The 25,114-nt window shown below is 64.0% G+C and carries 27 protein-coding genes; 13 read left to right on the top strand and 14 right to left on the bottom strand.

Features of this window, described 5'->3' with window-relative positions:
- Positions 1 to 58 precede the first annotated feature (58 nt).
- The 6 genes from W930_RS0100770 to pmbA all read right to left on the bottom strand — a co-directional run bounded on the left by W930_RS0100770 (position 59) and on the right by pmbA (position 6,217).
- On the bottom strand, positions 59 to 772 hold the full coding sequence (locus tag W930_RS0100770; RefSeq protein WP_023596762.1) for an ABC transporter ATP-binding protein: 714 nt from the start codon (positions 770 to 772) through the stop codon (positions 59 to 61).
- Complete coding sequence (locus tag W930_RS0100765) at positions 769 to 1,569, bottom strand: ABC transporter ATP-binding protein (RefSeq protein ID WP_023596763.1); 801 nt, start codon at positions 1,567 to 1,569, stop codon at positions 769 to 771. Before W930_RS0100765 ends, W930_RS0100770 begins: the two co-directional genes overlap by 4 nt.
- Positions 1,570 to 1,587: 18 nt before the next feature.
- On the bottom strand, positions 1,588 to 2,463 hold the full coding sequence (locus W930_RS0100760; protein WP_023596764.1) for a branched-chain amino acid ABC transporter permease: 876 nt from the start codon (positions 2,461 to 2,463) through the stop codon (positions 1,588 to 1,590).
- A 13-nt stretch (positions 2,464 to 2,476) separates the two neighbouring features.
- Positions 2,477 to 3,358, bottom strand: coding sequence for a branched-chain amino acid ABC transporter permease (locus tag W930_RS0100755; protein ID WP_023596765.1), 882 nt, complete (start codon positions 3,356 to 3,358; stop codon positions 2,477 to 2,479).
- Between the two features lie 130 nt (positions 3,359 to 3,488).
- Positions 3,489 to 4,640 (bottom strand): ABC transporter substrate-binding protein, encoded by a 1,152-nt coding sequence (locus W930_RS0100750; RefSeq protein WP_023596766.1) that lies wholly within the window; start codon positions 4,638 to 4,640, stop codon positions 3,489 to 3,491.
- 218 nt (positions 4,641 to 4,858) lie between these two features.
- Positions 4,859 to 6,217: a metalloprotease PmbA gene (gene pmbA / locus W930_RS0100745; RefSeq protein WP_023873778.1), complete on the bottom strand. Its 1,359-nt coding sequence runs from the start codon at positions 6,215 to 6,217 to the stop codon at positions 4,859 to 4,861.
- Between the two features lie 115 nt (positions 6,218 to 6,332).
- On the opposite strand from pmbA, the gene yjgA reads away from it, so the two are divergent.
- Together yjgA and mog are read left to right on the top strand one after the other, a co-directional pair.
- Entirely contained in the window at positions 6,333 to 6,938 is a 606-nt protein-coding gene (gene yjgA, locus W930_RS0100740) for a ribosome biogenesis factor YjgA (RefSeq protein ID WP_023596768.1), read from the top strand.
- Entirely contained in the window at positions 6,938 to 7,558 is a 621-nt protein-coding gene (gene mog / locus W930_RS0100735) for a molybdopterin adenylyltransferase (RefSeq protein WP_023596769.1), read from the top strand. The genes yjgA and mog overlap by 1 nt, the downstream gene beginning before the upstream one ends.
- Before the next feature lie 104 nt (positions 7,559 to 7,662).
- Here the strand turns inward: mog and orn are convergent, their stop codons facing one another.
- A complete protein-coding gene (gene orn / locus W930_RS0100730) occupies positions 7,663 to 8,301 on the bottom strand; it encodes an oligoribonuclease (RefSeq protein ID WP_023873774.1) in 639 nt (212 codons plus the stop codon).
- Between the two features lie 102 nt (positions 8,302 to 8,403).
- Between orn and W930_RS0100725 the strand changes: the two genes are divergently transcribed.
- Both W930_RS0100725 and rsgA read left to right on the top strand, forming a co-directional pair.
- Entirely contained in the window at positions 8,404 to 9,651 is a 1,248-nt protein-coding gene (locus W930_RS0100725; protein WP_023873773.1) for a M48 family metallopeptidase, read from the top strand.
- On the top strand, positions 9,648 to 10,589 hold the full coding sequence (rsgA, locus tag W930_RS0100720) for a ribosome small subunit-dependent GTPase A (protein WP_023596772.1): 942 nt from the start codon (positions 9,648 to 9,650) through the stop codon (positions 10,587 to 10,589). The genes W930_RS0100725 and rsgA overlap by 4 nt, the downstream gene beginning before the upstream one ends.
- A 105-nt stretch (positions 10,590 to 10,694) precedes the next feature.
- On the opposite strand, the gene W930_RS0100715 is transcribed toward rsgA, so the two are convergent.
- The 6 genes from W930_RS0100715 to rpsP form a co-directional block, all read right to left on the bottom strand.
- Complete coding sequence (locus W930_RS0100715) at positions 10,695 to 11,633, bottom strand: CobD/CbiB family protein (RefSeq protein WP_023596773.1); 939 nt, start codon at positions 11,631 to 11,633, stop codon at positions 10,695 to 10,697.
- A gap of 135 nt (positions 11,634 to 11,768) precedes the next feature.
- Positions 11,769 to 12,452 (bottom strand): CoA pyrophosphatase, encoded by a 684-nt coding sequence (locus W930_RS0100710; RefSeq protein ID WP_023596774.1) that lies wholly within the window; start codon positions 12,450 to 12,452, stop codon positions 11,769 to 11,771.
- 239 nt (positions 12,453 to 12,691) lie between these two features.
- Positions 12,692 to 13,078: a 50S ribosomal protein L19 gene (gene rplS / locus W930_RS0100705; protein ID WP_023873771.1), complete on the bottom strand. Its 387-nt coding sequence runs from the start codon at positions 13,076 to 13,078 to the stop codon at positions 12,692 to 12,694.
- Positions 13,079 to 13,182: 104 nt separating this feature from the next.
- On the bottom strand, positions 13,183 to 13,962 hold the full coding sequence (gene trmD, locus W930_RS0100700; RefSeq protein ID WP_023596775.1) for a tRNA (guanosine(37)-N1)-methyltransferase TrmD: 780 nt from the start codon (positions 13,960 to 13,962) through the stop codon (positions 13,183 to 13,185).
- A gap of 60 nt (positions 13,963 to 14,022) precedes the next feature.
- Positions 14,023 to 14,673 carry a ribosome maturation factor RimM gene (gene rimM / locus W930_RS0100695; protein ID WP_023596776.1) on the bottom strand — a complete coding sequence of 217 codons (651 nt, stop codon included), beginning with the start codon at positions 14,671 to 14,673 and terminating at the stop codon, positions 14,023 to 14,025.
- A gap of 128 nt (positions 14,674 to 14,801) precedes the next feature.
- Positions 14,802 to 15,053 (bottom strand): 30S ribosomal protein S16, encoded by a 252-nt coding sequence (gene rpsP / locus W930_RS0100690; protein ID WP_017234865.1) that lies wholly within the window; start codon positions 15,051 to 15,053, stop codon positions 14,802 to 14,804.
- Positions 15,054 to 15,276: 223 nt separating this feature from the next.
- On the opposite strand from rpsP, the gene W930_RS25475 reads away from it, so the two are divergent.
- The 5 genes from W930_RS25475 (at position 15,277) to W930_RS25470 (ending at position 20,259) form a co-directional block, all read left to right on the top strand.
- A complete protein-coding gene (locus W930_RS25475) occupies positions 15,277 to 16,491 on the top strand; it encodes a sorbosone dehydrogenase family protein (RefSeq protein WP_080685392.1) in 1,215 nt (404 codons plus the stop codon).
- Between the two features lie 186 nt (positions 16,492 to 16,677).
- Complete coding sequence (locus W930_RS0100680) at positions 16,678 to 17,493, top strand: META and DUF4377 domain-containing protein (RefSeq protein ID WP_023873767.1); 816 nt, start codon at positions 16,678 to 16,680, stop codon at positions 17,491 to 17,493.
- A 9-nt stretch (positions 17,494 to 17,502) separates the two neighbouring features.
- The gene (locus W930_RS0100675; protein WP_023596780.1) at positions 17,503 to 17,952 is read left to right on the top strand and encodes a membrane protein; all 450 of its coding nucleotides are present in this window, start codon (positions 17,503 to 17,505) and stop codon (positions 17,950 to 17,952) included.
- Between the two features lie 18 nt (positions 17,953 to 17,970).
- On the top strand, positions 17,971 to 18,924 hold the full coding sequence (locus W930_RS0100670) for a Rossmann-like and DUF2520 domain-containing protein (RefSeq protein ID WP_023596781.1): 954 nt from the start codon (positions 17,971 to 17,973) through the stop codon (positions 18,922 to 18,924).
- Between the two features lie 216 nt (positions 18,925 to 19,140).
- Positions 19,141 to 20,259: a PA0069 family radical SAM protein gene (locus W930_RS25470; RefSeq protein WP_023873766.1), complete on the top strand. Its 1,119-nt coding sequence runs from the start codon at positions 19,141 to 19,143 to the stop codon at positions 20,257 to 20,259.
- Between the two features lie 10 nt (positions 20,260 to 20,269).
- Here the strand turns inward: W930_RS25470 and W930_RS0100660 are convergent, their stop codons facing one another.
- Positions 20,270 to 20,758: an Lrp/AsnC ligand binding domain-containing protein gene (locus W930_RS0100660; RefSeq protein ID WP_023596783.1), complete on the bottom strand. Its 489-nt coding sequence runs from the start codon at positions 20,756 to 20,758 to the stop codon at positions 20,270 to 20,272.
- A gap of 104 nt (positions 20,759 to 20,862) precedes the next feature.
- On the opposite strand from W930_RS0100660, the gene W930_RS0100655 reads away from it, so the two are divergent.
- From W930_RS0100655 to W930_RS0100640, 4 genes are all read left to right on the top strand, one after another.
- A complete protein-coding gene (locus W930_RS0100655; RefSeq protein WP_023596784.1) occupies positions 20,863 to 22,149 on the top strand; it encodes a D-amino acid dehydrogenase in 1,287 nt (428 codons plus the stop codon).
- A 98-nt stretch (positions 22,150 to 22,247) separates the two neighbouring features.
- Positions 22,248 to 23,381 (top strand): alanine dehydrogenase, encoded by a 1,134-nt coding sequence (ald, locus tag W930_RS0100650; protein WP_023873765.1) that lies wholly within the window; start codon positions 22,248 to 22,250, stop codon positions 23,379 to 23,381.
- Positions 23,382 to 23,662: 281 nt separating this feature from the next.
- On the top strand, positions 23,663 to 24,361 hold the full coding sequence (ubiG, locus tag W930_RS0100645; protein ID WP_023873764.1) for a bifunctional 2-polyprenyl-6-hydroxyphenol methylase/3-demethylubiquinol 3-O-methyltransferase UbiG: 699 nt from the start codon (positions 23,663 to 23,665) through the stop codon (positions 24,359 to 24,361).
- Position 24,362: 1 nt separating this feature from the next.
- Entirely contained in the window at positions 24,363 to 25,088 is a 726-nt protein-coding gene (locus W930_RS0100640; RefSeq protein ID WP_023596787.1) for an HAD-IA family hydrolase, read from the top strand.
- The last annotated feature ends 26 nt before the right edge of the window (positions 25,089 to 25,114 follow it).

The raw sequence follows: 25,114 nt of genomic DNA, 5'->3' as shown, positions 1-25,114 counted from the left end.
TGCGTTGGGTTGCGTCAGCGAGTTGCCATGCGAAAACCGCCGGCCACTCGATCGGAGATCACCCGCCCAGGTACGCCTCCAGCACGCGAGGGTTGCCGAGCAGATTCCGCCCCGTGTCGTCGAGCACGACCTTGCCCGTCTCCAGCACGTAGCCGTGCTGGGCAATCTTCAGCGCCTGCCGCACGTTTTGCTCCACCAGGAAGATGGTCAGCCCATCGGCATTGATCTCCTTGAGCGTATTGAAGATGCCCTGCACGATGATCGGCGCCAGCCCCATCGACGGCTCGTCGAGCAGCAGCAAACGCGGGCGGGCCATCAGCGCGCGACCGATCGCCAGCATCTGCTGCTCCCCGCCCGACAGGTTACCCGCCATCTGGTCGATCCGTTCCGCGAGGCGCGGGAATCGCTCGAGCACCTTGTCCAGGTCCGGCTTCACGTTCTGCTTGTCACGACGCGTGTACGCACCCAGTTCCAGGTTCTCGCGCACGCTCATGGTCGTGAGCGTGGCGCGCCCCTCGGCAACCTGCACCAGGCCACGCTGCACGATCTTGTTCGGCGCCAGCCCACCGATCTCTTCGCCCTCGAACAGGATCGATCCCGCCTGCTTCCGGATGAGACCGGACAATGCGAGCAGCGTGGTCGACTTACCCGCCCCGTTGGCGCCCACGAGCGAGGTAATCTCATGCTCGCGCAGCGCAAAATCGACACCCTTGACCGCCTCGATATGCCCATAGGCGACCTTCAGACCCTTCACTTCGAGCAGCGCGCTCATGCCTTGTCCTCCGCGCCGGCCGCCAGTGCGGCCACATCGTCGTCGTCATCGCGCCCGAGATAGGCTTCGATAACTTGCGGGTTGTTCTTGATCTCGTTGGGATTGCCCTCGGCGATGATGCGCCCGAAGTTGAGCACCGCGATCCGCTCGCACAGGCCCATCACGAAGCGCATGTCATGCTCGATCATGAAGATCGTGTAACCGCGCGCCTTGATGTTCTCGATCTCGCTCATGAGATCGACCTTCTCGCCCGTATTCATGCCGGCGACCGGCTCGTCGAGCAACAACAGCTTGGGCTCCGTCGCCAGCGCGCGCGCCAGTTCGAGCTTGCGCTGATCGCCATACGACAGGTTGTCGGCAATGTCGTACGCCTTATGGTCGAGCTTGACCCAGGAGAGCAGCTCATGCGCGCGCTCACGCGAACGCTTTTCCATGTCGCGGAACCCCGGCAGCGAGAGCAGCAAACCGGCGGGTCCGTAGGAGAGATGGCGATGCATGCCGACCACCACGTTCTCGATGAGCGTCATCTCCTTGAAGATGCGGATGTTCTGGAACGTGCGCGCAATTCCGCGCTGCGTGATCCGGTGCGGCTTCTCACCCACGAGACTCTCGCCGTCGAACGTGATGCTGCCGCCCGTGGGCTGCAACAGCCCGGTGATCAGGTTGAATACGGTCGTCTTGCCGGCACCGTTCGGGCCGATCAGCCCGAAGATGGTGCCCTGCGGCACTTCGATGTTCACGTCCTGCAGCACGTGAAGACCGCCGAAACGCTTGGAAATGTTGGAAAGCTTGAGCATGTCGTGTCCCCTGTCCGCTTACGTGGAAGAGGCCGAGCGCGCCTTGCCGGCACGGAACCAACGGCGAAAACGCATCGGATCCCAGATACCCTTGGGCAGAAACAGCACGATCAGCACCAGGATCAGGCCGTTGACCACAAGACGGAAGTCATTGAACGCACGCAGCAACTCGGGCAGCAGCGTGAGAATGGTGCTGCCGAGCACCGGGCCCACCAGGCCATTGATACCACCGAGAATGGCCATCGTCAGAATTTCGACGCCACGATCGAAGCCAAACTCGTTTGGCCCGATGAAGAACGTCAGATGCGCATTGAGCGCGCCCGCCAGACCGGCCAGCACGGCGCCCAGCACGAAGGCGAGCATCTTGTAGCCGGTAACGTTGATCCCCATGAGACCCGCCGCCGTTTCATCTTCCTTGATGGCCTCGAACGCACGGCCCACCTTCGAGCGGCGCAGGCGCCACAGGACCGCGAGCGTGATCACCACCGCACCGGCGACGTGCCACCACTGCGTGAGCTGCGGAATGCCGTTCAGGCCCAGCGCGCCGCCGGTCAGGTCCTCCGTGTTCAGGATGAGCACGCGCACGACTTCGCCGAAGCCAAGCGTTGCCATCGCCAGATATACGCCGGACAGGCGCAGCGTCGGCTTGCCGATGATGAAGGCCACGATTGCGGGTGCGGCCATGCCGCCCGCGAGCGACACGGCAAACGACGTCTCGTAGTTCATCGTGAGCAACGCGGCGGTGTATGCACCGATGCCCATGAACGCGGCGTTGGCCATGGCCAGCATGCCGCACGAGAGGGTGAGATAAATCGACAGGGCCAGCAGCGCATTGGTGCCCAGAGTCAGCACCAGATTGCTGTAAACCGCCCAGAAATTATTGAACCAGTCCATTGCGCCCCCGTGATTACGCTTTGCGTTCGAGCACTTTGCCGAACAACCCCTGCGGACGCACCAGCAGGATCAGGAACAGCAGGCCGAACGCCACGGCGTCGCGCATGTTCGAGCCGATGTAGGCCACCGAGAGCACCTCGGCAAAGCCGAGGAACAGGCCGCCGATCATCGCGCCGCGAATGTCGCCCATGCCGCCCAGAATGATCACCGCGATCCCCTTGTGCAGCATCGGCTGCCCCATGAGCGGGAATACCGCATTCGAATACAGTCCGATCAGCACCCCCGCCATGCCCCCCAGGCCCGCCGCCGCAAATGACGTGGCCAGGAACAGACCCTCGACGTTGATGCCGAGCAGGTACGCCGCCTTCGGTGATTCGGCAATGGCGCGCAGCGCGCGCCCAAGTTGCGTCTTCTTGATCGTGGTGATCAGCACCGCCATGAGCGCGAACGAGATGAAGATGATCGCGAGCTCGAGCACGGTCATGTGCACGCCTGCCACCGTCAGGGTGTCCTGCGACACGACGTCGTAAGGAAAACGCAGGTTCTCGGCGCCGAAGATGCCCTGCACACCGTTGTTGATCAAAATGCCCACGCCGATGGTGGCGATCATCGGAATCAGGTGAGGCGCGCCGCGCTTGCGCAGCGGTTTGAGCACCAGCACGTCGATGAGCAGGCCGAGCAGGCCCGCGACGATCACCGCGGTGACGATGGCCGCCCACAGCGGCAGGTGTAGACGTACCACAGCCTGCAGGGCGGCGTAGGCGCCGACCATGAAAACCGCGCCGTGCGAAAGATTGATGACGCCGAGGATGCCGAACACGAGTGTGAACCCGAGCGCGAACAAGGCGTACACGCACCCGAGGGAGAGCGCGTTGACGAGTTGCTGTTCCAGCATGGTGTGTATTCCAGCCTGAGGGACAAAGGCGTGCGCCGCGCGGGGGTGCGGTGTGCGCCAGAAACGCCGATGGGCGTAGCGCCTTTCGGCCCTACGCCCATGCGGACTTCTTCAAGTACTGCCGGGCTGCTTACTTCTCGATGACGTACTTGCCACCCTTCGTCACGCTGACGATCGGTGCCTGTTGCGCATCGTAGCCGGCCGGCTTGCCGTTCTTGCCCATGGCCTGACGGAAAGCGAACTTGCCCGTCGCGCCGTCATGCGTGACCTTCGGCAGTGCGTCGCGCAGCGCCTTGCGGTCGGCTTCCAGGTTGCCCGAAATCTTCACGTTCTTGATCGCACCGGCGGCGATGTACATCGCGTCGTAGGCCTGCGCGGCAAACTGGTCAGGAGCCACGTTGTACTTGGCCTTGTAGGCACCGATGAACTTCGTGTTGGCCGGCGAGCCGTTCTCGATCGACCACGGGCTACCCACCCACAGGCCGTCCGAGCTGCCCTTGGCCAGGTCGAACACCTTGACCGAGTTCATGCCGTTGCCGCCGATGAACGGCACGTTGATGCCCAGTTGACGGGCCTGCACCATGATCGGCGCACCTTCGGCGATCAGGGCCGACAGCACGATGGCGTCGGGATTGCTTGCCTTGATCTTCGTGAGCTGCGCCTTGAAGTCCACATCGCCCTTGGCGAACGTCTCGGTCGTCGTGACCGGGATCTTCAGGTCGGCGAGCGCCTTCTTGAAGTTGTCGTAACCGCTCTTGGTAAAGACGTCGTCGTTACCATAGAGCACGGCCACCTTCTTGATGCCGGTGTGCTTGGCCGCGACCTTGATCGTCTCGGGCAGCACGTCGGCTTCGGTCACCGAGTTGCGGAAGATGTAGTCGCCGATCGACGTGATGCCGTCAGCCGTATTCGAAGTGCCGAACGCCACCGTCTTGCCCGCCTGGGCGATCGGATCGGCCGCCTGTGCCGAGTTCGACAGCGTCGGGCCGAAGACCATGAGCACCTTGTCCTGGAAGATCAGCTTCTTGAAGACGTTGATCGCTTCTTCCTTCTTGCCCTGCTCGTCTTCGATCTGCAGCACGAGCTTGTTGCCGTTGATGCCGCCCGCGGCGTTGATTTCGTCGGCGGCAAGCTGGAAACCGTTCTTGATTGCCGCGCCGTACTGCGCAGCGCCGCCCGACAGCGCTTCGGCCACGCCGATCTTCAGATCGGCTGCGTGAGCCGCGGCCACCATCCCCGTGGCGACAAGTGCGCTCAGCAACTTGGTCATGGTGCTTTTCATGAGTCCTCTTCCTCCAATACCTAGTCTCTAGTTATGAGAAGGCGCGCCTTATGAGCGCGCCCATTACCCTAACCACCGCATCCACTCTTAAGCCGTAGCTTAAGAAAACCCCTAAGCATAACGCAAACTGCTTGCAACGGACACGACAAATGGGGTTTTGCCCCGTTCTGGCGCATAAATGCAACGTGTTTATGGCGCCGAAATCGACTTTTGCAGCATCAATGACCGGCGATGGTCATTTGTTCAATCAGGATTGACCCGACTTCCTTGGTTCCGCGCACGAGCGCGTCGGCGCCAATGGCCACGATCTGCCGGAACATGTCGTTCAGATTGCCGGCCAGCGTGATCTCCTCCACCGGAAACTGAATCTCGCCGTTTTCGACCCAGAAGCCCGAGGCACCCCGGGAATAGTCGCCGGTGACGTAATTCACCCCCTGTCCCATGAGCTCGGTCACGAGCAGGCCCGTGCCCAGCTTGCGCAGCATGGCACGGAAGTCGTCGGTCGGCGCGGTCAGCTTGCTGAACATGCGCAGGTTGTGCGATCCGCCTGCGTTGCCGGTCGTCTGCATGCCGAGCTTGCGCGCGGAATAGGTCGACAGGAAGTATCCCTGGACAACGCCGTCGCGCACCACGTCGCGCGCGCGCGTCTTCACGCCCTCCTCGTCGTAAGGCGCACTGCCCATGGCGCGCGGGACGTGCGGATCCTCGTGAATGCCCACGTGATCGGCAAACACCGGCTTGCCGAGCGTGTCGACGAGGAATGTCGCCTTGCGGTAGAGCGCCCCGCCGCTCACGCCCTGCACAAAGGCGCCGAGCAGGCCTGCCGCGAGCGGTGCTTCAAACAGAACGGCACATTTCCGGGTGGAAAGCTTGCGGGCATGCAGACGCGCCAGCGCGCGCTCGGCGGCGTAGCGGCCAACCGCTTCGGGCGACGCGAGGTCGCTGGCAGCGCGTTTGGACGAATACCAGTCGTCGCGCTGCATGTGGCTGCCCGAACCCGCGATCGGCGAGACCGACAGGTAGTGACGCGAATACGGATAGCCCGACAGGAAGCCCTGCGTCGTGCCCAGCATGAACTGGGAGTGCTGCGCCGATACGCCGGCGCCTTCCGAATTGCGGATGAGCGGGCTCACGTCGAGCGCCGCCTTCTCGGCGCGTCGCGCCAGCTCCACGGCTTCGTCGGCGGTGATATCCCACGGATGGAACAGCGACAGGTCCTGCGGATGCATCTCGAGCAGTTCGGCCTCGGCGAGGCCCGCGCAGTCGTCCTCGGCCGTGAAGCGGGCGATGTTGAACGCCGCGTCGACGGTGTCGTGCAGCGCCTTGCGCGAGAAGTCCGACGTACTGGCGTTGCCGCGTCGCTGGCCGATGAAGACCGAGACGCCCACCAGCTTGTCGCGATTGCGCTCGATGGTCTCGACCTTGCCGCGTCGCACCGAGACCGACAGCCCGTCGCCCTCGGAGATCTCGGCCGCCGCGTCGGTGGCGCCGAGCGAACGGGCGTACTGCAATACGTCGCTGACGATTTCCTTGAGTTGATCCTGGGTATGCGTGAAGTGCTGGGTCGCTTGGGACATCGGCGCGATTCGGTCAGTGGCTGATTAGGAACCGCCATCTTAGCGCGAGTTGCGCGCCGTCGTGCACAGGCCGGGTAACTATTTGGACGCCGCGCGCCGCGCTACAATAGCGCCCATGACGCACATTCAACGCTTTAACCGTATCGCCCACAGCGAGCTTGCCGACGAAGGCCCGAGCAAATCCCAGCGCAAGCGCGAGTCGCATGCCTTGCAGGATCTCGGCGAGGAACTGGTCAACCTGGCCAAGGACGCGCTCGCGCGCGTGCCGATGCCCGAAAATCTCGAACAGGCGGTGCGCGACTGCCGCAAGATCACCGCGCACGAAGGCCGCCGCCGGCAATTGCAGTACGTCGGCAAGCAGATGCGCACCCTGCACGAGTCCGAAGTCCAGGCCATCAGGCAAGCCCTCGACGTCATCAAAGGGGTCTCGAAGGCGGAAACGGCCAAGCTGCACGCGCTGGAACGCTGGCGCGAGCGGCTGCTCGCCAAGGACGAGGCGCTTACCGAGCTGGTCGCCCAGCACCCGGGTGCCGACGCCCAGCAACTGCGCACGCTCATTCGCAATGCCCGGCGCGAACAGGCGGCGCAGAAGCCGCCCAAGGCGTTCCGCGAGCTGTTCCAGGCACTCAAGGATTTGCTGGGGACCGGTACGGCCGACACCGAAACTTCGGACGACGCGCAAAGCGATCTGCCGGAATTCCCAACCCGCGAGGAAGACTGATGGTTGCGCGCTCCCATCCGGACGAACTTCGCGTCGGCCTCGTGTCGATCAGCGATCGGGCGAGCCAGGGCACTTATGAAGATCAGGGCATCCCGGCGCTTCAGGCTTGGCTCGGCACCGCGCTCACGTCGCCGTGGGTGGCCGAGACCCGCCTGATCCCCGACGACGCCGACGGCATCACGGCCACCCTGATCGAACTTGTCGACACGAGGCAGTGCGATCTGGTGCTCACGACCGGCGGCACCGGACCGGCGCGGCGCGACGTCACACCCGAGGCCACGCTGCGCGCGGGCACGAAGGAAATGCCGGGGTTCGGCGAACAGATGCGCCAGATCAGCCTGCGTTTCGTCCCGACCGCGATTCTGTCGCGCCAGGTCGCCGTGATTCGCGAGACGCCGGCGCATGCCGCGCTCATCATCAACCTGCCCGGACAGCCCAAATCGATCAAGGAAACGCTCGAAGGGCTGCGCGACGCCGACGGCAAGCCGATCGTGCCCGGCATTTTTGCCGCCGTGCCCTACTGCATCGATCTCATCGGCGGCCCGTACATCGAAACCGATGATGCGGTGTGCAAGGCATTCCGTCCGAAAAACGCCATTCGGGCGCCGAAATCGGCCTGATCTCGCGCGTCGGGACTGCCTGCCGGCCGCGCGATCGAATCGCGCGGCGCTTTCATGCAAAACGCCAGCGGGATCGCTGGCGTTTTTTTGTGTCCTGGCAGGACTCAGTCCGGGTTGGCCACCGGAACATCCGGGGCGCCGGGCACGGCAGTCTTCAGGAAGTGCTCGCGGTAATAGACCAGTTCGTCGATGGATTCGTGGATGTCGGCCAGCGCCGTGTGGGCGGCCCGCTTGGTGAAGCCCTTGTAGACCGTCGGTTCCCAGCGGCGGCACAGCTCCTTGAGCGTGCTGACGTCCAGGTTCCGGTAATGGAAGAAGGCCTCGAGCCTGGGCATGTAACGCGCCATGAAGCGACGATCCTGGCAGATGGAGTTGCCGCACATCGGCGACTTGTTCGGCGGCACGTACCGGGACAGGAACTCGATCAGTTGGACTTCGGCCGACGCTTCGTCGATGGTCGATGCCTTCACGCGATCGATCAGGCCCGAGCGGCCGTGAGTCGACTTGTTCCAGTCGTCCATGCCATCGAGCACGGCGTCCGACTGATGAATGGCGAATACCGGCCCTTCGATGCGCCGCGTGAGCGCCGAATCGGTCACGACCACCGCAACTTCGATGATCCGGTCGCTGTCGGGCTGCAAGCCGGTCATTTCCATATCGAGCCAGACCAAATTGAACTCGGCGCGCGCGAGCGTCGTTTCGGCATCGGCGGGCGTGGGATTCTGGGATGGGATAACGGACATGATCGGAAGACTCTGGAAAACAGATCGATGGACGACCGGCACGGCGCCTCGCCGGTCGAAAGAACTTATAATTCTCGCATACTTCAGATTCCCCAAAAGCGCATGTTCACTTATCTCTTCGTGATCTTCCTGCTGGCGATGGTCATGACCAAGCTCTGGCTCGCGGCCCGTCAGGTCCGCCACGTGGTCGCCCATCGGGCGGCGGTACCCGAGCGGTTCGCCGACACGATCACGCTGACCGACCACCAGCGCGCGGCCGACTATACCGTGGCGCGCACGCGCCTGGGCATGGCGGAGATCTTCGCGCAGGCGGTACTGCTCGTGGCGTTCACGCTGCTGGGCGGGCTGAACCTGCTGCATGCCGGCATCTCCGCGTGGCTCGGCGAAGGCTATGTCGGCCAGATCGCGCTGATCGCCGCCGTCCTGTTGATCTCCGGCATCGTGGACCTGCCGTTCACGTATGTGCGACAGTTCGTCATCGAGCAGCGCTTCGGCTTCAACCGCATGTCGCTGGGTCTGTTCATTGCCGACATGCTCAAGGGCACGGCCGTCGGCGTGGTGCTCGGCCTGCCGCTGTTGTTCGTGGTGCTCTGGCTCATGGACCGCGCCGGCCCCATGTGGTGGCTGTACACGTGGGTCGTCTGGGTCGCCTTCAACCTCTTCGTCCAGTTCATCTTCCCGCACGTGATTGCGCCGATGTTCAACAAGTTCGAGCCGCTCACGGACGCCTCGCTGGCACAGCGCATCGAGGGCCTGATGAAGCGTTGCGGCTTTGCGGCGCGCGGTCTGTTCGTGATGGACGGGTCGAAACGTTCGGCGCACGGCAACGCCTACTTCAGCGGATTCGGCCGAACCAAGCGCATCGTCTTCTTCGACACGTTGATCGAACGTCTGTCGCCGGCGGAGATCGAGGCGGTACTCGCTCACGAGCTCGGACACTTCAAGCGTCGCCACATCACCAAGCGCCTGATCGTCGCCTTCGCCCTTTCGCTGGTGTTCCTGGCACTGCTGGGCTGGCTGGCCGGTCGCACCTGGTTCTATACGGACCTCGGCGTAATGCCCTCGATGACCGGCAACAACAACGCCCTGGCCCTGATCCTGTTCTTCCTCGTGCTGCCGGTGTTCGGCTTCTTCGCCAGTCCGCTGAACAGCCTGACTTCGCGCAAGCACGAGTTCGAGGCGGACGCCTTCGCCGCGAGCCAGACACAGGCCGGTGATCTGGTCAACGCGCTCGTGAAGCTGTATCAGGACAATGCGTCGACGCTCACGCCCGACCCGGTCTACACCGCGTTCTACTATTCGCACCCCCCGGCGTCGCAACGCATCGACCGACTGCTGGGGCACGCATGAAGCGCGGGTTCAAGGGCAAGGCCTCGCCAGTCGAGACGACGGCGACGGAACGACGTCTCGGCCGTGTGGCGGCGGCTCACGGCCGCCACTATGTCGTGGAAGCGGATGACGGCGAAACGGTGCTGTGCTTTCCGCGCGGCAAGAAGAGCGAAATCGCGGTCGGCGACGAAGTCGCCTGGGCACGCACGGGCGACCAGGGCGTGATCGAGGAAATTCTTCCGCGGCGCAATTTGCTTTATCGCTCGGACCAATTCAAGAGCAAGCTCTTCGCGGCCAACATCGACCAGTTGGTCATCATGCTGGCGACCGAACCGTACTTCAGCGAGGACCTGCTCGGCCGTGCACTGGTTGCCGCGGAGGCCAATGCGTTGCGTCCGCTGATCGTGCTCAACAAGACCGATGTGACGCTCGCGTTGCCCGCCGCACGCGAGCGTCTGGCGCCCTATCGCGCCCTCGGCTACGAAGTCCTCGAGCTGTCCGTACGTGCCGACCCGGAGACGGCAACCGCCCTGCTGCTGCCGCGCCTCGCGCACCAGGCGTCCCTGTTGCTTGGGCAATCGGGCATGGGGAAATCGAGCCTCGTCAACCTGGTCGTCCCCGATGCGGATGCCGCGACGCGCGAGATTTCCACCGTGCTCAATTCCGGCAAGCACACGACCACGTTCACCCGCATCTTTCATTTGCCGGACGGCGGATTGCTCATCGATTCGCCGGGCTTTCAGGAGTTCGGTCTGCACCACCTCAAGGAAGGCGCGCTGGAGCGGGCATTTCCCGAGTTCCGCCCGCTACTGACAGGATGCCGGTTCTACAACTGCCATCACCTGAAAGAGCCCGGCTGCGCCATTCTCGAAGCGGTCGCCGACGGGCGAATCTCCGCGCAGCGCCACGCACTCTATGCACAACTGGTGCACGAGTCGGAACAGCAGATTCCCTATTGAAACATCTCCGGATAGCGCTTTGGGGTCGTGGACGGCCCTGTCGCCGCAGCAAACAGAAAACCCCGCATCTGCGGGGTTTTTTGTCCGGTGCGGTGCTTATCCGGATCAGCCAAGCCAAACGGCAAGCGTCAGCAGCAAAAGCAGCAGCATCCATAGCAGCACGGCGCGCCACACGAGCCCCACGGCAGCCTGAAGCGTGCGAGGCGTACATTCGCTCCCCACCGGCAAGACCGCGTCGTCACCCTGATTGAGCGCGTCGACACTGGACACCTCCGCGAGCGGCCCGGTCAGCCGCGCACCGAGGGCGCCGCTGCCTGCCGCGAGCAGAATGCCTTCGTTTTCGTTAGGCCATTGCTTGGCATAGTGTCGCCACGCGTAAATGGCGTCTTCGAAATTGCCGACGATGGCAAAGCCGATGGCAGTCAGGCGCGCCGGCACCCAGTCGATGACGTAGAACGCCTTTCGCGCAAACGCGCCGAATGCCGGGCTGCGATCTGGCGCCGGTTCGGTCCAGCGGCGCGACAGGTATTCGGCCAGGCGGTACAGCACCGCCCCCGCCGGCCCGATGGGCATCAGGAACCAGAAGAACACGCCGAAGACATGCCGATGCGACGCGATAACCGCATGCAGCAGCGTGTGACGCACGATCTCGTCGACCGGCATGTCGACCGTGTCGATGCCGATCCATTGACGCAGGATCTCGCGCGCTTCATTCACATTGTCGTTGTTCAGCGCGACGTGAATGTCGGTGAAATAGTGGCTGAACTGACGAAATCCCATCGTCAGATATACGATGAGAACGTTCCACGCGAAGCCGAGGAAAATGTTGACCCGCATGAGCAGGTAGTAGACCACGGCGACAACCAGGACGAACGGCAGCACGACGACGAGCCACGCCAGCACGCCATGACGCGGTTGCCCGGCATCGAACGTTTGCGAAGTGTGCGTCGCGTGGGAGCGAATCAGGTTGTAGACCGGGTTTTGCGTGGAGAGGGCACGCACCTGCTCGAGGATCAGCGCGAGGAGTACTGAAAAGAATGTCATGCGTGCGATCAGATCATCGGACGGAATGGTGTAACGATAGCACAGCTAGCCGCGAATGCCCGTCCCATGCGGCTTGGCGACGCACAGCGCGGCAACTTCAGGCAGACAACCCGCGCAAACGCGTCGCACGTCGCGTCAGGCCCGCAAAAGCTGATAGAAGTTTCGCAGCATGCCAGCCGTCGCGCCCCAGATGAAATACTCCCCCCCGGCAGGCTTGGGATAGGGCATCGCGTAAAAACGTCGCTCCCCGACCTGGTAATGGAAGACACGAATCTGGTGGTGCGCCGGATCCATCAGGAATGCGAGCGGCACCTCGAAGATTTCGTCCACCTCGCCGACGTCCGCCACCAGATCTAATGGCGGCTTGACCAGACCGACCACAGGCGCGACACGGAAACCGGTCCCCGTCACGTAATCCGGCAGACGCCCGATCACTTCCACCGCCCGCGAATCCAGACCGATTTCCTCGCGCGATTCGCGCAAGGCCGTCGCGATCAACGACGGATCGTCGGGCTCGCGGCTGCCGCCCGGAAAGCTGACTTGTCCGGCATGTGTACTCAGGTGCTGCGTTCGGCGCGTGAGCAGCACGGTGGTGCCGTGCGGGCGCATGACGATCGGCACCAGCACAGCGGCGGCGCGAGGCGTGAACAACGGCGGGGAAATCAACTCGATGTTGCCGGTCTCCGGCGTCCAGACCGGTGGACTGGCAAGACGGTCGCGCAACGCATCGGGAGTCAGCCGCTCCGCCGGCACCGGCTCACCCTCGCCCGTCGAGACGATGGGTAACGCTTCTGGATGCAGGATGAGAGGTGGCGCCACGTAGACCTTTGAAAGATGAGCAACGTCGCTATTCTAGCGAGGAAGCAAAAAATGCGTGCACGCGAAGAAAATGCCAATTGCATGGCAATTCCTCGCATACCCCCGTCATGACGCAGCGCCGCATCAACGCAATGTCTCAATGTCGGGCCCACGACGAAAAAAGCACCCCGAAGGGTGCTTTTTCCATGCGGCTTTGGCTGCGCCCGACCACGAGGTTGCCGGGCGTAGCGGCGTCCGGCTTACTCGGCGGCAGCAGGCTTGCTCTTGAACGAGAGCTTTTCCTTGATACGTGCCGACTTGCCCGAACGCTCGCGCAGGTAGTACAGCTTGGCGCGACGAACGTCACCACGACGCTTGACTTCGATGCTGGCGATCAGCGGCGAGTACGTTTGGAACGTACGCTCAACGCCTTCACCCGACGAAATCTTGCGCACGATGAAGCCCGAGTTCAGGCCACGGTTACGCTTGGCGATCACAACGCCTTCGTATGCCTGAACGCGCTTGCGGTTACCTTCAACCACGTTCACGTTGACGATCACGGTGTCGCCCGGGGCGAATTCGGGGATCGTCTTGTTCGCGGTCAAACGCGCGATTTCTTCCTGCTCGATCTTGGCGATCAGATTCATTTACCACTCCTAGTGCCATCGTATCGGCGTTCCATACCGGCAATGCCGGCCCCGACAGAGGATGGGTTCAAACCGAATGCCGTCCCCATGACGACACCCGCTGCCTAGCCGGCCGACGCATCATTCGCATCGGCCTTCAGGCTTGCAAGCCATGCCTCATCGGCACGACTCAACAATCCGTTGGCACGCGCGCTCTCGATCAGGTCGGGGCGTTTGCGCCAGGTATTGGTCAACGCCTCGCGGCGCCGCCACTTCTCGATCTCGGCATGGTGCCCGCCCAGTAACACATCGGGCACCCGCACACCTTCGTACTCTTCCGGACGCGTGTAGTGCGGACAATCCAGCAAGCCGTTGACGAAACTATCCTGCTGCGCCGACTGCTCGTCGTTCAGTGCGCCCGGCAGGAGCCGGATCACCGAATCCATCAGCGCCATCGCAGGCAGCTCACCGCCGGACAGCACGAAGTCGCCGACGCTGACTTCCTCGTCCACCACACGATCGATCAAACGCTGATCGATGGCTTCGTAACGTCCGCAAAGCAGGATCAGTCCCTGCTCCTGCTCGCTGAACTCGACTACGCGACGATGCGTCAGCGGCTTGCCCTGCGGCGACATCAGCAGCACCCGCGCGCGCGGTACGCCGGCTTCGGCTTGCGCGGCCTTCGCGGCGGCGATCGCGTCGTCGAGCGGCTTGGCCAGCATCACCATGCCGGGGCCGCCGCCATAGGGCCGATCGTCGATCGTGCGGTAATTGTTGTGCGTGAAATCACGCGGATTCCAAAACCGCAGACCGTAGCGCGACTGCTTCAGCGCCCGGCTGGTGACGCCCCAGTCGGTCAGCGCCCGAAACATCTCGGGAAAGAGCGTGACGACGTCAAACTGCATCAGACCGGTTCCGTCCAGAGTTGCCCGGACGCAACTGCGGCCGGGCGATCAATCGGTAATTCAGTAATCGAGACCCCAGTCGACCACGATGCGCCCCGCGTCGACATCCACGGTCTGCACATACTGGCCGACGAACGGGATCAGACGCTCGGCAGTCTTCGCCGGTTTGTCGTCGGCGGCCGGACTCTCATAGGCGACCCGCAACACCGTGTGCACGCCGTTGTCGAGCAACCCGACGACCTTGCCAAGCGATTCGTCCTGCAAATTCGTGACCTGGGCGCCGATCAGGTCGACCCAGTAAAACTCGTCGTCGCCCGCACTCGGAAATGCACTGCGCGGCACCCAGACCTGAAGCCCCTTGAGCGCTTCGGCAGCCGTCCGGTTGTCGCTGCCGCGAAGCTGCGCGACGACGGTTCCGGAGTGCGCCCGGCTAAACATCACATCGGCCTTCGTATAGGTCGATTCGCCGGGGCGGCGAAAATACCAGCAATCCGCGGACAACAGGCTCTCGCCCTCGCCCGTATGCGGCTGCACCTTGATCCAGCCGCGAATGCCATAGGCGTCGCCGATGTAACCCAGCTCGACGAGATCGTCGGGCGCGTCGGTCACCGGGGCAAGCACCTGTTCGGCGCGTGTGCCGGCGGCACGTCGTGCCTCGGCACCGATTTTCAGCGGTACGCGCTCTCGCGCGGGTCGGGCAGAACGAACCATGCCAATCCAACGTTGTGACGAACACACGGCGATGCCCGCTCCGGATCACTCGGGAGCAGGCACCGCCGTTCAATTCTCATGCCATCGGCACGCCGACAGCAATGCGTACAGCTTGATCAGCGCAACGCTCAGGCAGCAGCCTTGGCGCCTTGCTTGATCAGACGAGCCACGGTCGGCGACAGTTGTGCGCCAACGCCTTGCCAGTACGTCAGACGGTCCTGAGCAATACGCAGACCTTCCGTGCCTTCGGCAGCGACCGGGTTGTAGAAGCCAATACGCTCGATGAAGCGACCATCGCGACGATTACGCGAGTCGGTTGCAACGATGTTGTAGAACGGGCGCTTCTTCGCGCCGCCGCGAGCAAGGCGGATAACGACCATGATAAATCCTTGTGAATCCAGAAGTGTTCGGACAGAAAACGCGTGATTATAGCGCAAAACCCTCGTCAAAACAAACACTTCCCCAGGCACCGGATGCCCGGCGCCCAGCCCCGTCCCGATTGGGCGCGTCGCGCGCTCCCCCCAGGGCCCTTGGGACGGCGATGCTGGCCGCCGCAGGCGCTGGTCTACAATGCATCCATCCTTTGAGCGAAGCGAGTCCGGCATGCGACGAATTCCCGATGGACGGCACCGCGTCCGGCGCACCCCGACGGCGACATGGCTGGCACGGCTTGCAGGGCAGATCGCCGGACGCGTCCGCCACGCATCCCCGACCTATCTATTGGCCAGTGTCATATTCGCGCTGGCCCCCTCGCTTTCGAACGCTCGCGACGCCCTCCCCATCGAACGTCTGGCCCTCCCACCGGGTTTTTACGTCGAGGTGCTCTCCGATCAGGTTCCCGGAGCGCGCGGCATGTCGCTCGGACCGAAGGGCACGCTCTTCGTCGGCAGCCGAGGACAAGGCAAGGTGTACGCCATCACACTCGATCCGTCGCGCGCCTATGCTGCCAAGGTCAGGACCATCGCCTCGGGACTGAACATGCCCGTGGGCGTCGCCATGCGCAATGGCGCGCTGTATGTCTCTGCGGTGTCACGCATCCTCAAGTTCGACGACATCGAAAATCGCCTCGACAATCCGCCGAAGCCGGTGGTTGTCTTCGACAAGTTGCCGACCGACACCCACCATGGATGGCGCTATATCGCCTTTGGCCCGGATAAACGCCTGTATGTCGGCGTCGGTGCGCCGTGCAACAGTTGCAGGCGCGACGAGAACCGCTACGCCATGATCGGCAGTATGAAACCGGATGGCAGCGACTGGCGGGTCATTGCCCGTGGCGTACGCAATACCGTGGGCTTCGACTGGCAACCCGGCACGAACACGCTCTGGTTCACCGACAACGGCCGCGATGAAATGGGCGACGATGTCCCGGACGACGAACTGAACCGGCTCACGCGCGCCGGCGAGCATTTCGGCTATCCATACTGTCATGCGGGGGATGTCGCCGATCCCGAATTCGGACGCATGAGAACGTGTGAGGCCTTCACTCCGCCGATGGCCAGACTGGGGCCGCATGTGGCCGCCCTCGGCATGCGCTTCTATACAGGCAGGCAATTCCCGGAGAACTATCGCGGCAGTATTTTCATCGCGGAACACGGCTCATGGAATCGAAGCCGCAAGGTGGGCTATCGCGTCGTACGCGTGGTGCTCGACGCCAGGGGCGCCGTCACGAAACAAGAGGTGTTCGCGCAAGGCTGGCTGGCAGACGACGACACCGTCTGGGGCCGCCCGGTTGGCCTTCTGACGTTGCCCGACGGTTCGCTGCTGATCAGCGACGACTACGCCGGCGCGATCTACCGCATCACCTACCGAAAGCCATGAGGTGCCCGGATGACGAACCATCGACATGCCCGCCGCTTGCGGCAAAACGGCCACGAAGGAACTGACCCGCCCCCGGGCGGGTCAACGATTCACGGTACTCACGGCGCCGTTCGGACCTGCCACGCGCGGTCCATCGTGACCGCTTCGCCGTTCCTGCCCTCCGCGCAACCACTCCCATACAAAATCATGAACCAACGCCGACTCTCGCTCCTGCCCTCCTCGTTCGCGACCTACCTGGCCACCCTGCTGGTGCCTGCCGCCCTGCTGGCCGGCTGCGCGGCGCCCTCCGGCGGCGGCGGCGCCAATCCGGCAGCGGAACCGTCCGGCGGCACCGCAGCCGCCACCACCGCCGCCGATCTGATCGGCACGTGGCAACTCACGAAATGGGAAGGCCCGACCAACCTCCCGAGCCTGCCGGAAGGCCGCATGATCAACCTGACGTTCAATGACAAGGGCGCCTTTTCCGGCACTGGCGGCTGCAACCGCATTTTCGGGCAGTACAAGGTCGGGCCCGGCAATGGCCAATTGACGATCCAGGCGCCGGCTTCGACCCGAATGGCCTGCCAGGATTCGATGACGTTCGAAGACCGTTATCTGAAGACCCTGCCCACGGTCACGACGTTTGAGCGGCGCGGCACGCAGCTGACGCTGGCCACCACGAACGGCGAAAAGCTCACTTACGCATCCCAGACGCTGCTCAATCGCACCGTCGCGGGCGCGGGCGGCGCAGCCAGGACCGAAGACCGCGTGCTCGACGTCGACTCGCAAATGGCCGACTGCGTCGGCGTCGCGCCACGCAAGTGCCTGCGGGTGCGCAACGCCGACGATTCGGGCAATTCGCCCTGGGAACTGTGGTACGCCCACATCGATGGATTCGACTGGAAGCCGGGCGTAGAATACCGCGTGAAAATCCACGGCGAACCCGTCGTCAATCCGCCCGCCGACGCTTCGAACATGCGCTGGACGCTGGTCGAAGTCATCCGCGAAACGCCTGCCCGATAACCATTCCAAATGAACGCAGTCGCTTATAAATCCAAAACCCTGACCGCCGGCCTGGCGATGCTGTTCGGCACGCTCGGCCTGCATCGCTTCTATTTGTACGGTCTGCGCGATCGCTTCGGCTGGGCTCATATCGCGGGATCGGCGTGCGGTGTCGCCGGCTGGGGGCTTTTGGTCACGAGCGAGCTGCGTTCTCCCGCGGGCTGGGCACTGACGATCCTGGGCGCGATTTCGCTGTTCTCGGCGTTCCTCGCCGCCATCGTCTACGGACTTCGTCCGGACGAACGGTGGAACGCCCAGTTCAATACCGGCACCCCACTGAAGTCTCGTTCGGGATGGACGGCCGTCATCATCGTTGCCGTCTCGCTTTTCGTGGGGGCGATGCTCATGATGGTCGGATTTGCTGTCGCGTTCCAGACCTACTTTGAAACGCACGACACGCCGAACCGCCTCTCGCAGTAACTTACGCAACCGCCCAACGTGAGCACACCGCACACCCCCAACCCGAATGTCCGGCCGACACTCGGCTTCGTCGGCGCCGGACGTGTGGCCCGAGCACTCGCGAGCGCCTCGGCGAACGCGGGCTACGATGTGACGGTGATCGCCAGCCGCCGGCTCGACGCCGCGAAGCGCGTGGCCGACGCCACCTCGGGATGCCGCGCGATCGCGATCGACCGCCCGGAGGCAATGGGTGCCGTATTCGCGCACGCCGATCTTGTCTTCCTGACCGTGCCCGACGACGCCATCGCGTCCTGCGCCTCGCATCTCGCGCCTCGTGCCGGGCAGGCGCTGGTCCATTGCAGCGGGGCGTCGGAAGTTGCACTGCTGGCCCCAGCGGCGCGCCACGGCGCTGAGATTGGCGGCTTTCACCCCCTGTTCCTCTTCGCCGGCCTCGACGACGACGCCACGCGCCTGTCCGGCAGCACCATCACGATCGAGGCCGAGGGCCCGCTCAATGATGCGCTGCACGCGCTGGCGAATGCGATTGGCTGCCGCGCCCTGTCCATCCCTGCCGGGGAACGCATGCGGTATCACGCGGGTGCCAACTACGCCGCGAGCTTCCTGCTCTGCCTGCTCGAAGAAGCCACACAGCTCTGGCACGCGGTCGGCATGCCCGAAGACGCAGCGCGCGACGCGATGTGGCCGCTCGTCATGGGAACGCTCAACGCCGCGCGCGAACGCGGACTGTCTGGCGCGCTCGCCGGTCCAGTGTCGCGCGGCGACGCGGGCATCGTCATGCGGCATACGGAAGCCCTGGCCTCCATGGGCGGCAACCACGCCACCCTGTATTCGCTTCTCACGCTGCGCGCCATACGTCTCGCCCGCCAGCGCCCCGGCGCCGATGGCGCGGCCCTCGACGCCATTGCCCGCGCCATCGCACCTTATCTGCCCCCCGCCGCCGCGGCGCCCACGCCACACGACAGCGCCGAATAGTCGCCGCCAGGCACACCGGACCACCCCACCCCGCGCCACACGGCAAGGGGTCGCGTTCGTCCCCGAAGCCCGGCGCCCTTGACACAACCCCTTCGCCCCGCGATTTCCCGACATTGTCGCCTCGCCAAAATACTGTACAAAAACACAGTATAATGACAAGCATCCCTCGCGAATGCCGCACGTTCGCGTTCTGGACCGCCATCAAGGAGAGGTGTCATGGCTTCCTCATTCGCGCCGCCCTCGTCACGCAAGGGCCGAGGCGCCGTCGCCAACCTGGAATCGCGCTTTTCCGAATACCGCAGGGAGAGCGACGAAACCCGTCATGAATCGGACGCCGCCCAGGAATGTGAAGTCAAATTCGTCACGCAGGTCGCGCTCGAAAGTGCGAGAACGATCATCTCGCGCAACACGTCGGCGGACATTCCCTTCGATCGCTCGATCAACCCTTACCGAGGCTGCGAACACGGGTGCACCTACTGCTTCGCGCGCCCCACCCACGCCTACCTCGGCCTGTCGCCGGGACTCGACTTCGAAACCCGCCTGTACGCGAAGCACAATGCCGCCGATCGGCTCGACGCCGAGCTGCGCAAGCGCGGCTATCGGCCCGCCATGCTGGCGCTCGGCGCCAACACCGATCCGTATCAACCGATCGAGCGCGAGTACCGCATCACGCGAAGCGTGCTCGAGGTGCTGGAGACGTTCGGCCATCCGGTAGGTATCACTACCAAATCGGCGCTGGTCACGCGTGACATCGATATCCTGTCGCGCATGGCGCAACGTGGACTGGCCCGGGTGTTCATTTCGGTGGGCACGCTCGACGCGGACATCGCACGCCGGATGGAGCCGCGCGCCAACACGCCGGCGCGCCGGATCGAGGCCGTGCGAAAACTCACCGATGCGGGAATCCCCACAGGGGTCATCGTGGCGCCGATCGTGCCGGCGCTGACAGATTTCGATATCGAGCGCGTGCTGAGCACGGCGTCCGAGGCGGGCGCGACCTACGCCGGGTATGTGATGCTGCGACTGCCGAGCGAGGTGCACGACGTCTTCGTCGACTGGCTGGAGGCGAATTACCCGATGCGGGCACGCCACGTGATGAGCCTCATCGAGCAAGTGCGTGAAGGCAAGCACAACAGCGCCGAATTCGGCAAGCGCATGACGGGAACCGGCCTGCATGCCGAACTGATCCGCCAGCGCTTTCATCTTGCCGCGCGCAAGCTGGGGCTCAATCAGGCCAGACCGCCGCTGCGCACCGATCAGTTCAAGGTGCCGCCGCCGGCGCCCCCCGCCTTGCACGCCGACAGCCGTGCCAACCCGCAGATGCCGCTCTTCTGAGCACGCACGCTCACTCCTCGACAGCGATCGTCAGCGTCTCCTTGATCTCCTCCATCACAACGTAGCTCTTCGACTGCACCGCGCCGGGCAATTGCAGGAGGATGTCGCCAAGCAGCTTGCGGTATTCCGACATCTCCCGAATGCGCGCTTTGATCAGATAGTCGAAGTCCCCCGAGATGAGATGGCACTCCATCACCTCCGGAATGCGCAGCACCTCGCGGCGGAACTGGTCGAACATGTTGCCCGACTTGTGATCGAGCGTGATCTCGACGAAAACCAGCAATGCCGCGCCAAGCGCCGCCGGATTCACGCGGGCAAAGTAGCCCATGATCACACCGTCGCGCTCCATTCGTTTGACCCGTTCGATGCACGGCGTGATCGACAGCCCGACCTGCTCGGAGAGGTCTTTCATGGACATCCGGCCGTCCTGTTGGAGCAACGTCAGAATGCGCCGGTCGAGCCGGTCCAGCGTTCGGACCGATTGCTGCTGAACTCTCATTATTTTTTCCTGAATTCAGACCATATACATTAACTAAACCTACGAATCCGAGAATAGCATGCGAATTATTACTGGATAACCATGGTTTTACAGGAGTCAACGCAATGAAGGTCATCGTTCTCGGCAGCGGCGTCATCGGTGTCACCAGCGCGTACTACCTGGCAAAGGCCGGGCACGACGTCACGGTGCTCGATCGCCAGGCGGGTCCGGCGCTCGAGACCAGCTTCGGCAATGCCGGCCAGATTTCACCCGGCTACGCGTCGCCGTGGGCCGCACCGGGGATTCCGACGAAGGCCATCAAGTGGTTGTTCCAGAAGCACGCCCCCCTTGCCATTCGCCCCGACGGCACGCTCACTCAGCTCAAGTGGCTTTACCAGATGCTGCGCAATTGCACGCCCGAGCGTTACGCCGTCAACAAGGAGCGTATGGTGCGGATCGCCGAATACAGCCGCGACTGCTTCCGCGCGTTGCGTGCCGAGACCGGTATTCCGTATGAAGGCCGTCAGGCCGGCACGCTGCAACTGTTCCGCACCGAAGCGCAACTGGCAAACGCTGCGCGCGACATTGCCGTACTGCAAGACGCCGGCGTGCCGTTCGAACTGCTGGACAGCTCGGCGCTCGCGGGTGCCGAACCGGCATTGGCGGCCGTGTCGCACAAGCTCACCGGCGGCCTGCGTCTGCCGAACGACGAAACCGGCGACTGCCAGTTGTTCACTACGCGCCTGGCGGCCATGGCCGAGGCGCTCGGCGTGAAGTTTCGCTACGACATGCCGATCGACGGCCTGCAGGTCGCGGGCGACAAGATCGAAGGCGTGATGTGCGCCGGCATGATGCAGCGCGCGGACGCGTACGTGGTCGCCCTCGGCTCGTATTCCACGCCGTTCCTGCGCGGCATCGTCGACATCCCGGTATATCCGCTCAAGGGCTACTCGATCACCGTACCGATTGCGGACGCACAACGGGCACCGGTCTCCACCGTGCTCGACGAAACGTACAAGATTGCCGTGACCCGCTTCGACGACCGCATCCGCGTGGGCGGCATGGCTGAAGTGGTCGGCTACGACAAGACGCTCAATCCCGCGCGCCGCGCCACGCTGGAGATGGTCGTCAACGATCTGTATCCGGGCGCCGGCAACACGGCCGAAGCCTCGTTCTGGACCGGCCTGCGTCCAATGACGCCGGACGGCACGCCGATCGTCGGCGCCACCGCCCTGCGCAATCTGTTCCTGAACACTGGCCATGGCACGCTGGGCTGGACCATGTCGTGCGGCTCCGGCCAATTGCTGGCCGATCTGATGTCAGGTCGCCGACCCGCCATTCTCGCCGACGATCTGTCGGTGGCGCGCTACAGCGGCGCGCCCGATGCGCAGGCCCAACCGGCCTTCGCCTGATGTCACGAACGGCACCTTAGGGTGCCGTTTTTGTTTGGGGCACGTGCGGTCGTGAAGGTGCTCATATTGCCGTCACATCACAACAATGGAGACGCATCATGAAAATCGGTGTACCGAAGGAGATCAAGAACCACGAATACCGCGTAGGCATGACGCCCGCAGCCGTGCGCGAAGTGGTGGCACGCGGGCACGAGGTGTGGATCGAGACGCAAGCCGGTGCGGGCATCGGCATGGACGATACCGTCTACGCTGCCGCCGGTGCACACATTGCCGCCAATGCCGTCGACGTCTTCGACCGGGCCGAGCTGATCGTCAAAGTCAAGGAGCCCCAGGCCGTTGAACGGGCGCGGCTGCGTCCTCACCACACGCTCTTCACCTACCTTCACCTCGCTCCCGACCCGGAGCAGACCCGCGACCTCATCCAGAGTGGCGCATCATGCATCGCGTATGAAACGGTGACGTCCGCCAATGGCGGTCTGCCGTTGCTCGCGCCCATGTCGGAAGTCGCGGGACGCATGTCGATCCAGGCCGGCGCCACCGCGCTGGAGAAGACCCACGGCGGGCTTGGTCTGTTGCTCTCGGGCGTGCCGGGCGTGGAAGCCGGCAAGGTTGTCATTCTCGGCGGCGGGGTGGTGGGGACCAATGCCGCGACGGTCGCCGTCGGTATCGGCGCGCAAGTCACGGTGATCGACAAATCGGTCGACGCACTGCGCCGCATCAGCGCGCAGTTCGGCGGGCGCGTCCAGACGGTCTATTCGACGCAGCACGCCATCGAAACGCACTTGCGCGACGCCGATCTCGTGGTTGGCGGCGTGCTGATCCCCGGAGCCGCCGCGCCCAAGCTGATCACACGCGCCATGCTTGGCTTGATGCGCAAGGGCGCCGTGATCGTCGACGTTGCCATCGACCAGGGCGGATGCTGCGAAACGTCGCATGCCACCACGCACGCCGATCCGGTCTATGTCGTGGAGGGCGTGGTCCATTATTGCGTGGCCAACATGCCTGGCGGCGTGCCGCGCACCTCGACCTTCGCCTTGAACAACGTGACGCTGCCATTCATCCTGCAATTGGCCGATCATGGGCCGGTCGCCGCCATGCGCGCCGATCCCCACCTGCTGGCGGGCCTGAACGTGGCGCGCGGCCTGGTGACCAACCGCGGGGTCGCCGATGCGCTCGGCCTCGCCTATCACGAGCCCGGCGCGGTACTGGCGAACCTGCCTGCTGCCGCCTGACCGGCTCGCGGTTCGGCGTCTACGCCATATTCGCCACATTCACGATATTCGACGATGCGGCGTCGCGCTACCGTGCGAACGTCCAACGGACGTTCGCACGGAGCCTGTGCCGACGGGACACGGTCTTCCGACAAGCCGCGCCACGCCTTGCGCTTTGGACATGGGCGCACTCACTTCGTTATACTTCTCCCATCCCGACGGCGCGCCGGCACCCCCGGCAACCGGGCACGCGCCACCGCGCGGCTCCCCGCCTGCCCGAAGCCGTCAATGTCCACGAGCAATTGATGAACGCCGATCCGCAAGAACTCAACAAATTCAGTGAACTGGCCCACCGCTGGTGGGATCCGCACAGCGAATTCAAGCCGCTGCACGAGATCAACCCGTTGCGCCTCGACTGGATCGAGCAACACGTGCCGCTTCAGGGCAAACGCGTGCTGGATGTCGGTTGCGGCGGGGGCATCCTGACCGAATCGATGGCGCGCCAGGGCGCTCGCGTCAAAGGCATCGACCTGTCGACGAAGGCGCTGGGCGTGGCCGATCTGCACAGTCTCGAAGCCGGACTTTCCATCGAGTACGAAGAAATTTCGGCCGAAGCCCTCGCAGCGCGCGACGCCGGCACGTACGACGTGGTGACATGCATGGAAATGCTCGAACACGTGCCGTCGCCCGCGTCGATCGTGGCGGCATGCGCCACGCTCGTCAAACCCGGCGGGCATGTGTTCTTCTCCACGCTCAACCGCAATCCGAAAGCCTGGCTGCTGGCCGTGGTCGGCGCCGAGTACCTCCTGCGCATGCTGCCTCGCGGCACCCACGATTACGCGAAATTCATTCGCCCGTCGGAGCTTGCGTCGTTTGCCCGTGCCAGCGGCCTCACGATCCGTGATTTACGCGGCTTGACCTACAATCCGATCAGCAAGCGCTACGCGATCAATCGCGATACCGACGTCAATTACCTGGTCGCGTGCACGCGTGACGCCTGATATGTTCGAACCCCCCGTCCTGGTTTCCGCTTCGTCTTACGGCACGTCGGCGCGACTGCTCGACGGCGACGTGCGCGCCGTGCTGTTCGATCTCGACGGCACGCTCGCCGACACGGCGCCCGATCTCGTTGCGGCCGTCAACAAGGTGCGCATCGACCGCGGCATGCCGCCCGGGCCTTACGAAACCCTGCGCCTGCAAGCGTCGCACGGCGCGCGCGGTTTGATTGGCAGTGCATTCGGTGTCGCCCCGGAAGATGCCGCCTTTGCGTCGTTGCGCGACGCGTTCCTTGCCAATTACGAAGCCGCCCTGTGCGTGCGCAGCCAACTGTTCGACGGCATTCCGGCGTTGCTCGCCGCGCTGGCCGAGCGTGGACTGCCGTGGGGGATCGTCACCAACAAGGCGGCACGCCTGACCGATCCGCTCGTGAAGCTGCTCGGCCTCGCCGACGGCGCTGCCTGCGTGGTGTCGGGCGATACGACGCCACACAGCAAGCCGCACCCCGCGCCGTTGTTGTATGCCGCCGAGTGCATCGGCATTGCGCCTGCGCGGATCGTGTACGTCGGTGACGACCTGCGTGACATTCAGGCGGGCAAGGCGGCCGGCATGGCCACGGTCGCCGCAGCCTACGGTTACTGCGGCGACTCGCTCGCACCTGCCCAATGGCAGGCGGATGCCGTCGTCGAACGCGCGGGCGCGATCGCCCCGCTGGTCATGCCGCCGGCCTGACGGTCGCGTCATGACCTTCCGGGACC

Source organism: Pandoraea sp. E26 (assembly GCF_000681415.1).
Lineage (GTDB): Bacteria > Pseudomonadota > Gammaproteobacteria > Burkholderiales > Burkholderiaceae > Pandoraea > Pandoraea pnomenusa.
This window is presented reverse-complemented; position numbering and strand designations above follow the sequence as displayed.

Excerpts from the sequence above, each read along its gene's own strand:
- W930_RS0100770 (WP_023596762.1), bottom strand. The coding sequence starts at position 772 with ATGAGCGCGCTGCTCGAAGTGAAGGGTCTGAAGGTCGCCTATGGGCAT.
- W930_RS0100765 (WP_023596763.1), bottom strand. The coding sequence starts at position 1,569 with ATGCTCAAGCTTTCCAACATTTCCAAGCGTTTCGGCGGTCTTCACGTG.
- W930_RS0100760 (WP_023596764.1), bottom strand. The coding sequence starts at position 2,463 with ATGGACTGGTTCAATAATTTCTGGGCGGTTTACAGCAATCTGGTGCTG.
- W930_RS0100755 (WP_023596765.1), bottom strand. The coding sequence starts at position 3,358 with ATGCTGGAACAGCAACTCGTCAACGCGCTCTCCCTCGGGTGCGTGTAC.
- W930_RS0100750 (WP_023596766.1), bottom strand. The coding sequence starts at position 4,640 with ATGAAAAGCACCATGACCAAGTTGCTGAGCGCACTTGTCGCCACGGGG.
- pmbA (WP_023873778.1), bottom strand. The coding sequence starts at position 6,217 with ATGTCCCAAGCGACCCAGCACTTCACGCATACCCAGGATCAACTCAAG.
- yjgA (WP_023596768.1), top strand. The coding sequence starts at position 6,333 with ATGACGCACATTCAACGCTTTAACCGTATCGCCCACAGCGAGCTTGCC.
- mog (WP_023596769.1), top strand. The coding sequence starts at position 6,938 with ATGGTTGCGCGCTCCCATCCGGACGAACTTCGCGTCGGCCTCGTGTCG.
- orn (WP_023873774.1), bottom strand. The coding sequence starts at position 8,301 with ATGTCCGTTATCCCATCCCAGAATCCCACGCCCGCCGATGCCGAAACG.
- W930_RS0100725 (WP_023873773.1), top strand. The coding sequence starts at position 8,404 with ATGTTCACTTATCTCTTCGTGATCTTCCTGCTGGCGATGGTCATGACC.
- rsgA (WP_023596772.1), top strand. The coding sequence starts at position 9,648 with ATGAAGCGCGGGTTCAAGGGCAAGGCCTCGCCAGTCGAGACGACGGCG.
- W930_RS0100715 (WP_023596773.1), bottom strand. The coding sequence starts at position 11,633 with ATGACATTCTTTTCAGTACTCCTCGCGCTGATCCTCGAGCAGGTGCGT.
- rplS (WP_023873771.1), bottom strand. The coding sequence starts at position 13,078 with ATGAATCTGATCGCCAAGATCGAGCAGGAAGAAATCGCGCGTTTGACC.
- trmD (WP_023596775.1), bottom strand. The coding sequence starts at position 13,962 with ATGCAGTTTGACGTCGTCACGCTCTTTCCCGAGATGTTTCGGGCGCTG.
- rimM (WP_023596776.1), bottom strand. The coding sequence starts at position 14,673 with ATGGTTCGTTCTGCCCGACCCGCGCGAGAGCGCGTACCGCTGAAAATC.
- rpsP (WP_017234865.1), bottom strand. The coding sequence starts at position 15,053 with ATGGTCGTTATCCGCCTTGCTCGCGGCGGCGCGAAGAAGCGCCCGTTC.
- W930_RS25475 (WP_080685392.1), top strand. The coding sequence starts at position 15,277 with ATGCGACGAATTCCCGATGGACGGCACCGCGTCCGGCGCACCCCGACG.
- W930_RS0100680 (WP_023873767.1), top strand. The coding sequence starts at position 16,678 with ATGAACCAACGCCGACTCTCGCTCCTGCCCTCCTCGTTCGCGACCTAC.
- W930_RS0100675 (WP_023596780.1), top strand. The coding sequence starts at position 17,503 with ATGAACGCAGTCGCTTATAAATCCAAAACCCTGACCGCCGGCCTGGCG.
- W930_RS25470 (WP_023873766.1), top strand. The coding sequence starts at position 19,141 with ATGGCTTCCTCATTCGCGCCGCCCTCGTCACGCAAGGGCCGAGGCGCC.
- W930_RS0100660 (WP_023596783.1), bottom strand. The coding sequence starts at position 20,758 with ATGAGAGTTCAGCAGCAATCGGTCCGAACGCTGGACCGGCTCGACCGG.
- W930_RS0100655 (WP_023596784.1), top strand. The coding sequence starts at position 20,863 with ATGAAGGTCATCGTTCTCGGCAGCGGCGTCATCGGTGTCACCAGCGCG.
- ald (WP_023873765.1), top strand. The coding sequence starts at position 22,248 with ATGAAAATCGGTGTACCGAAGGAGATCAAGAACCACGAATACCGCGTA.
- W930_RS0100640 (WP_023596787.1), top strand. The coding sequence starts at position 24,363 with ATGTTCGAACCCCCCGTCCTGGTTTCCGCTTCGTCTTACGGCACGTCG.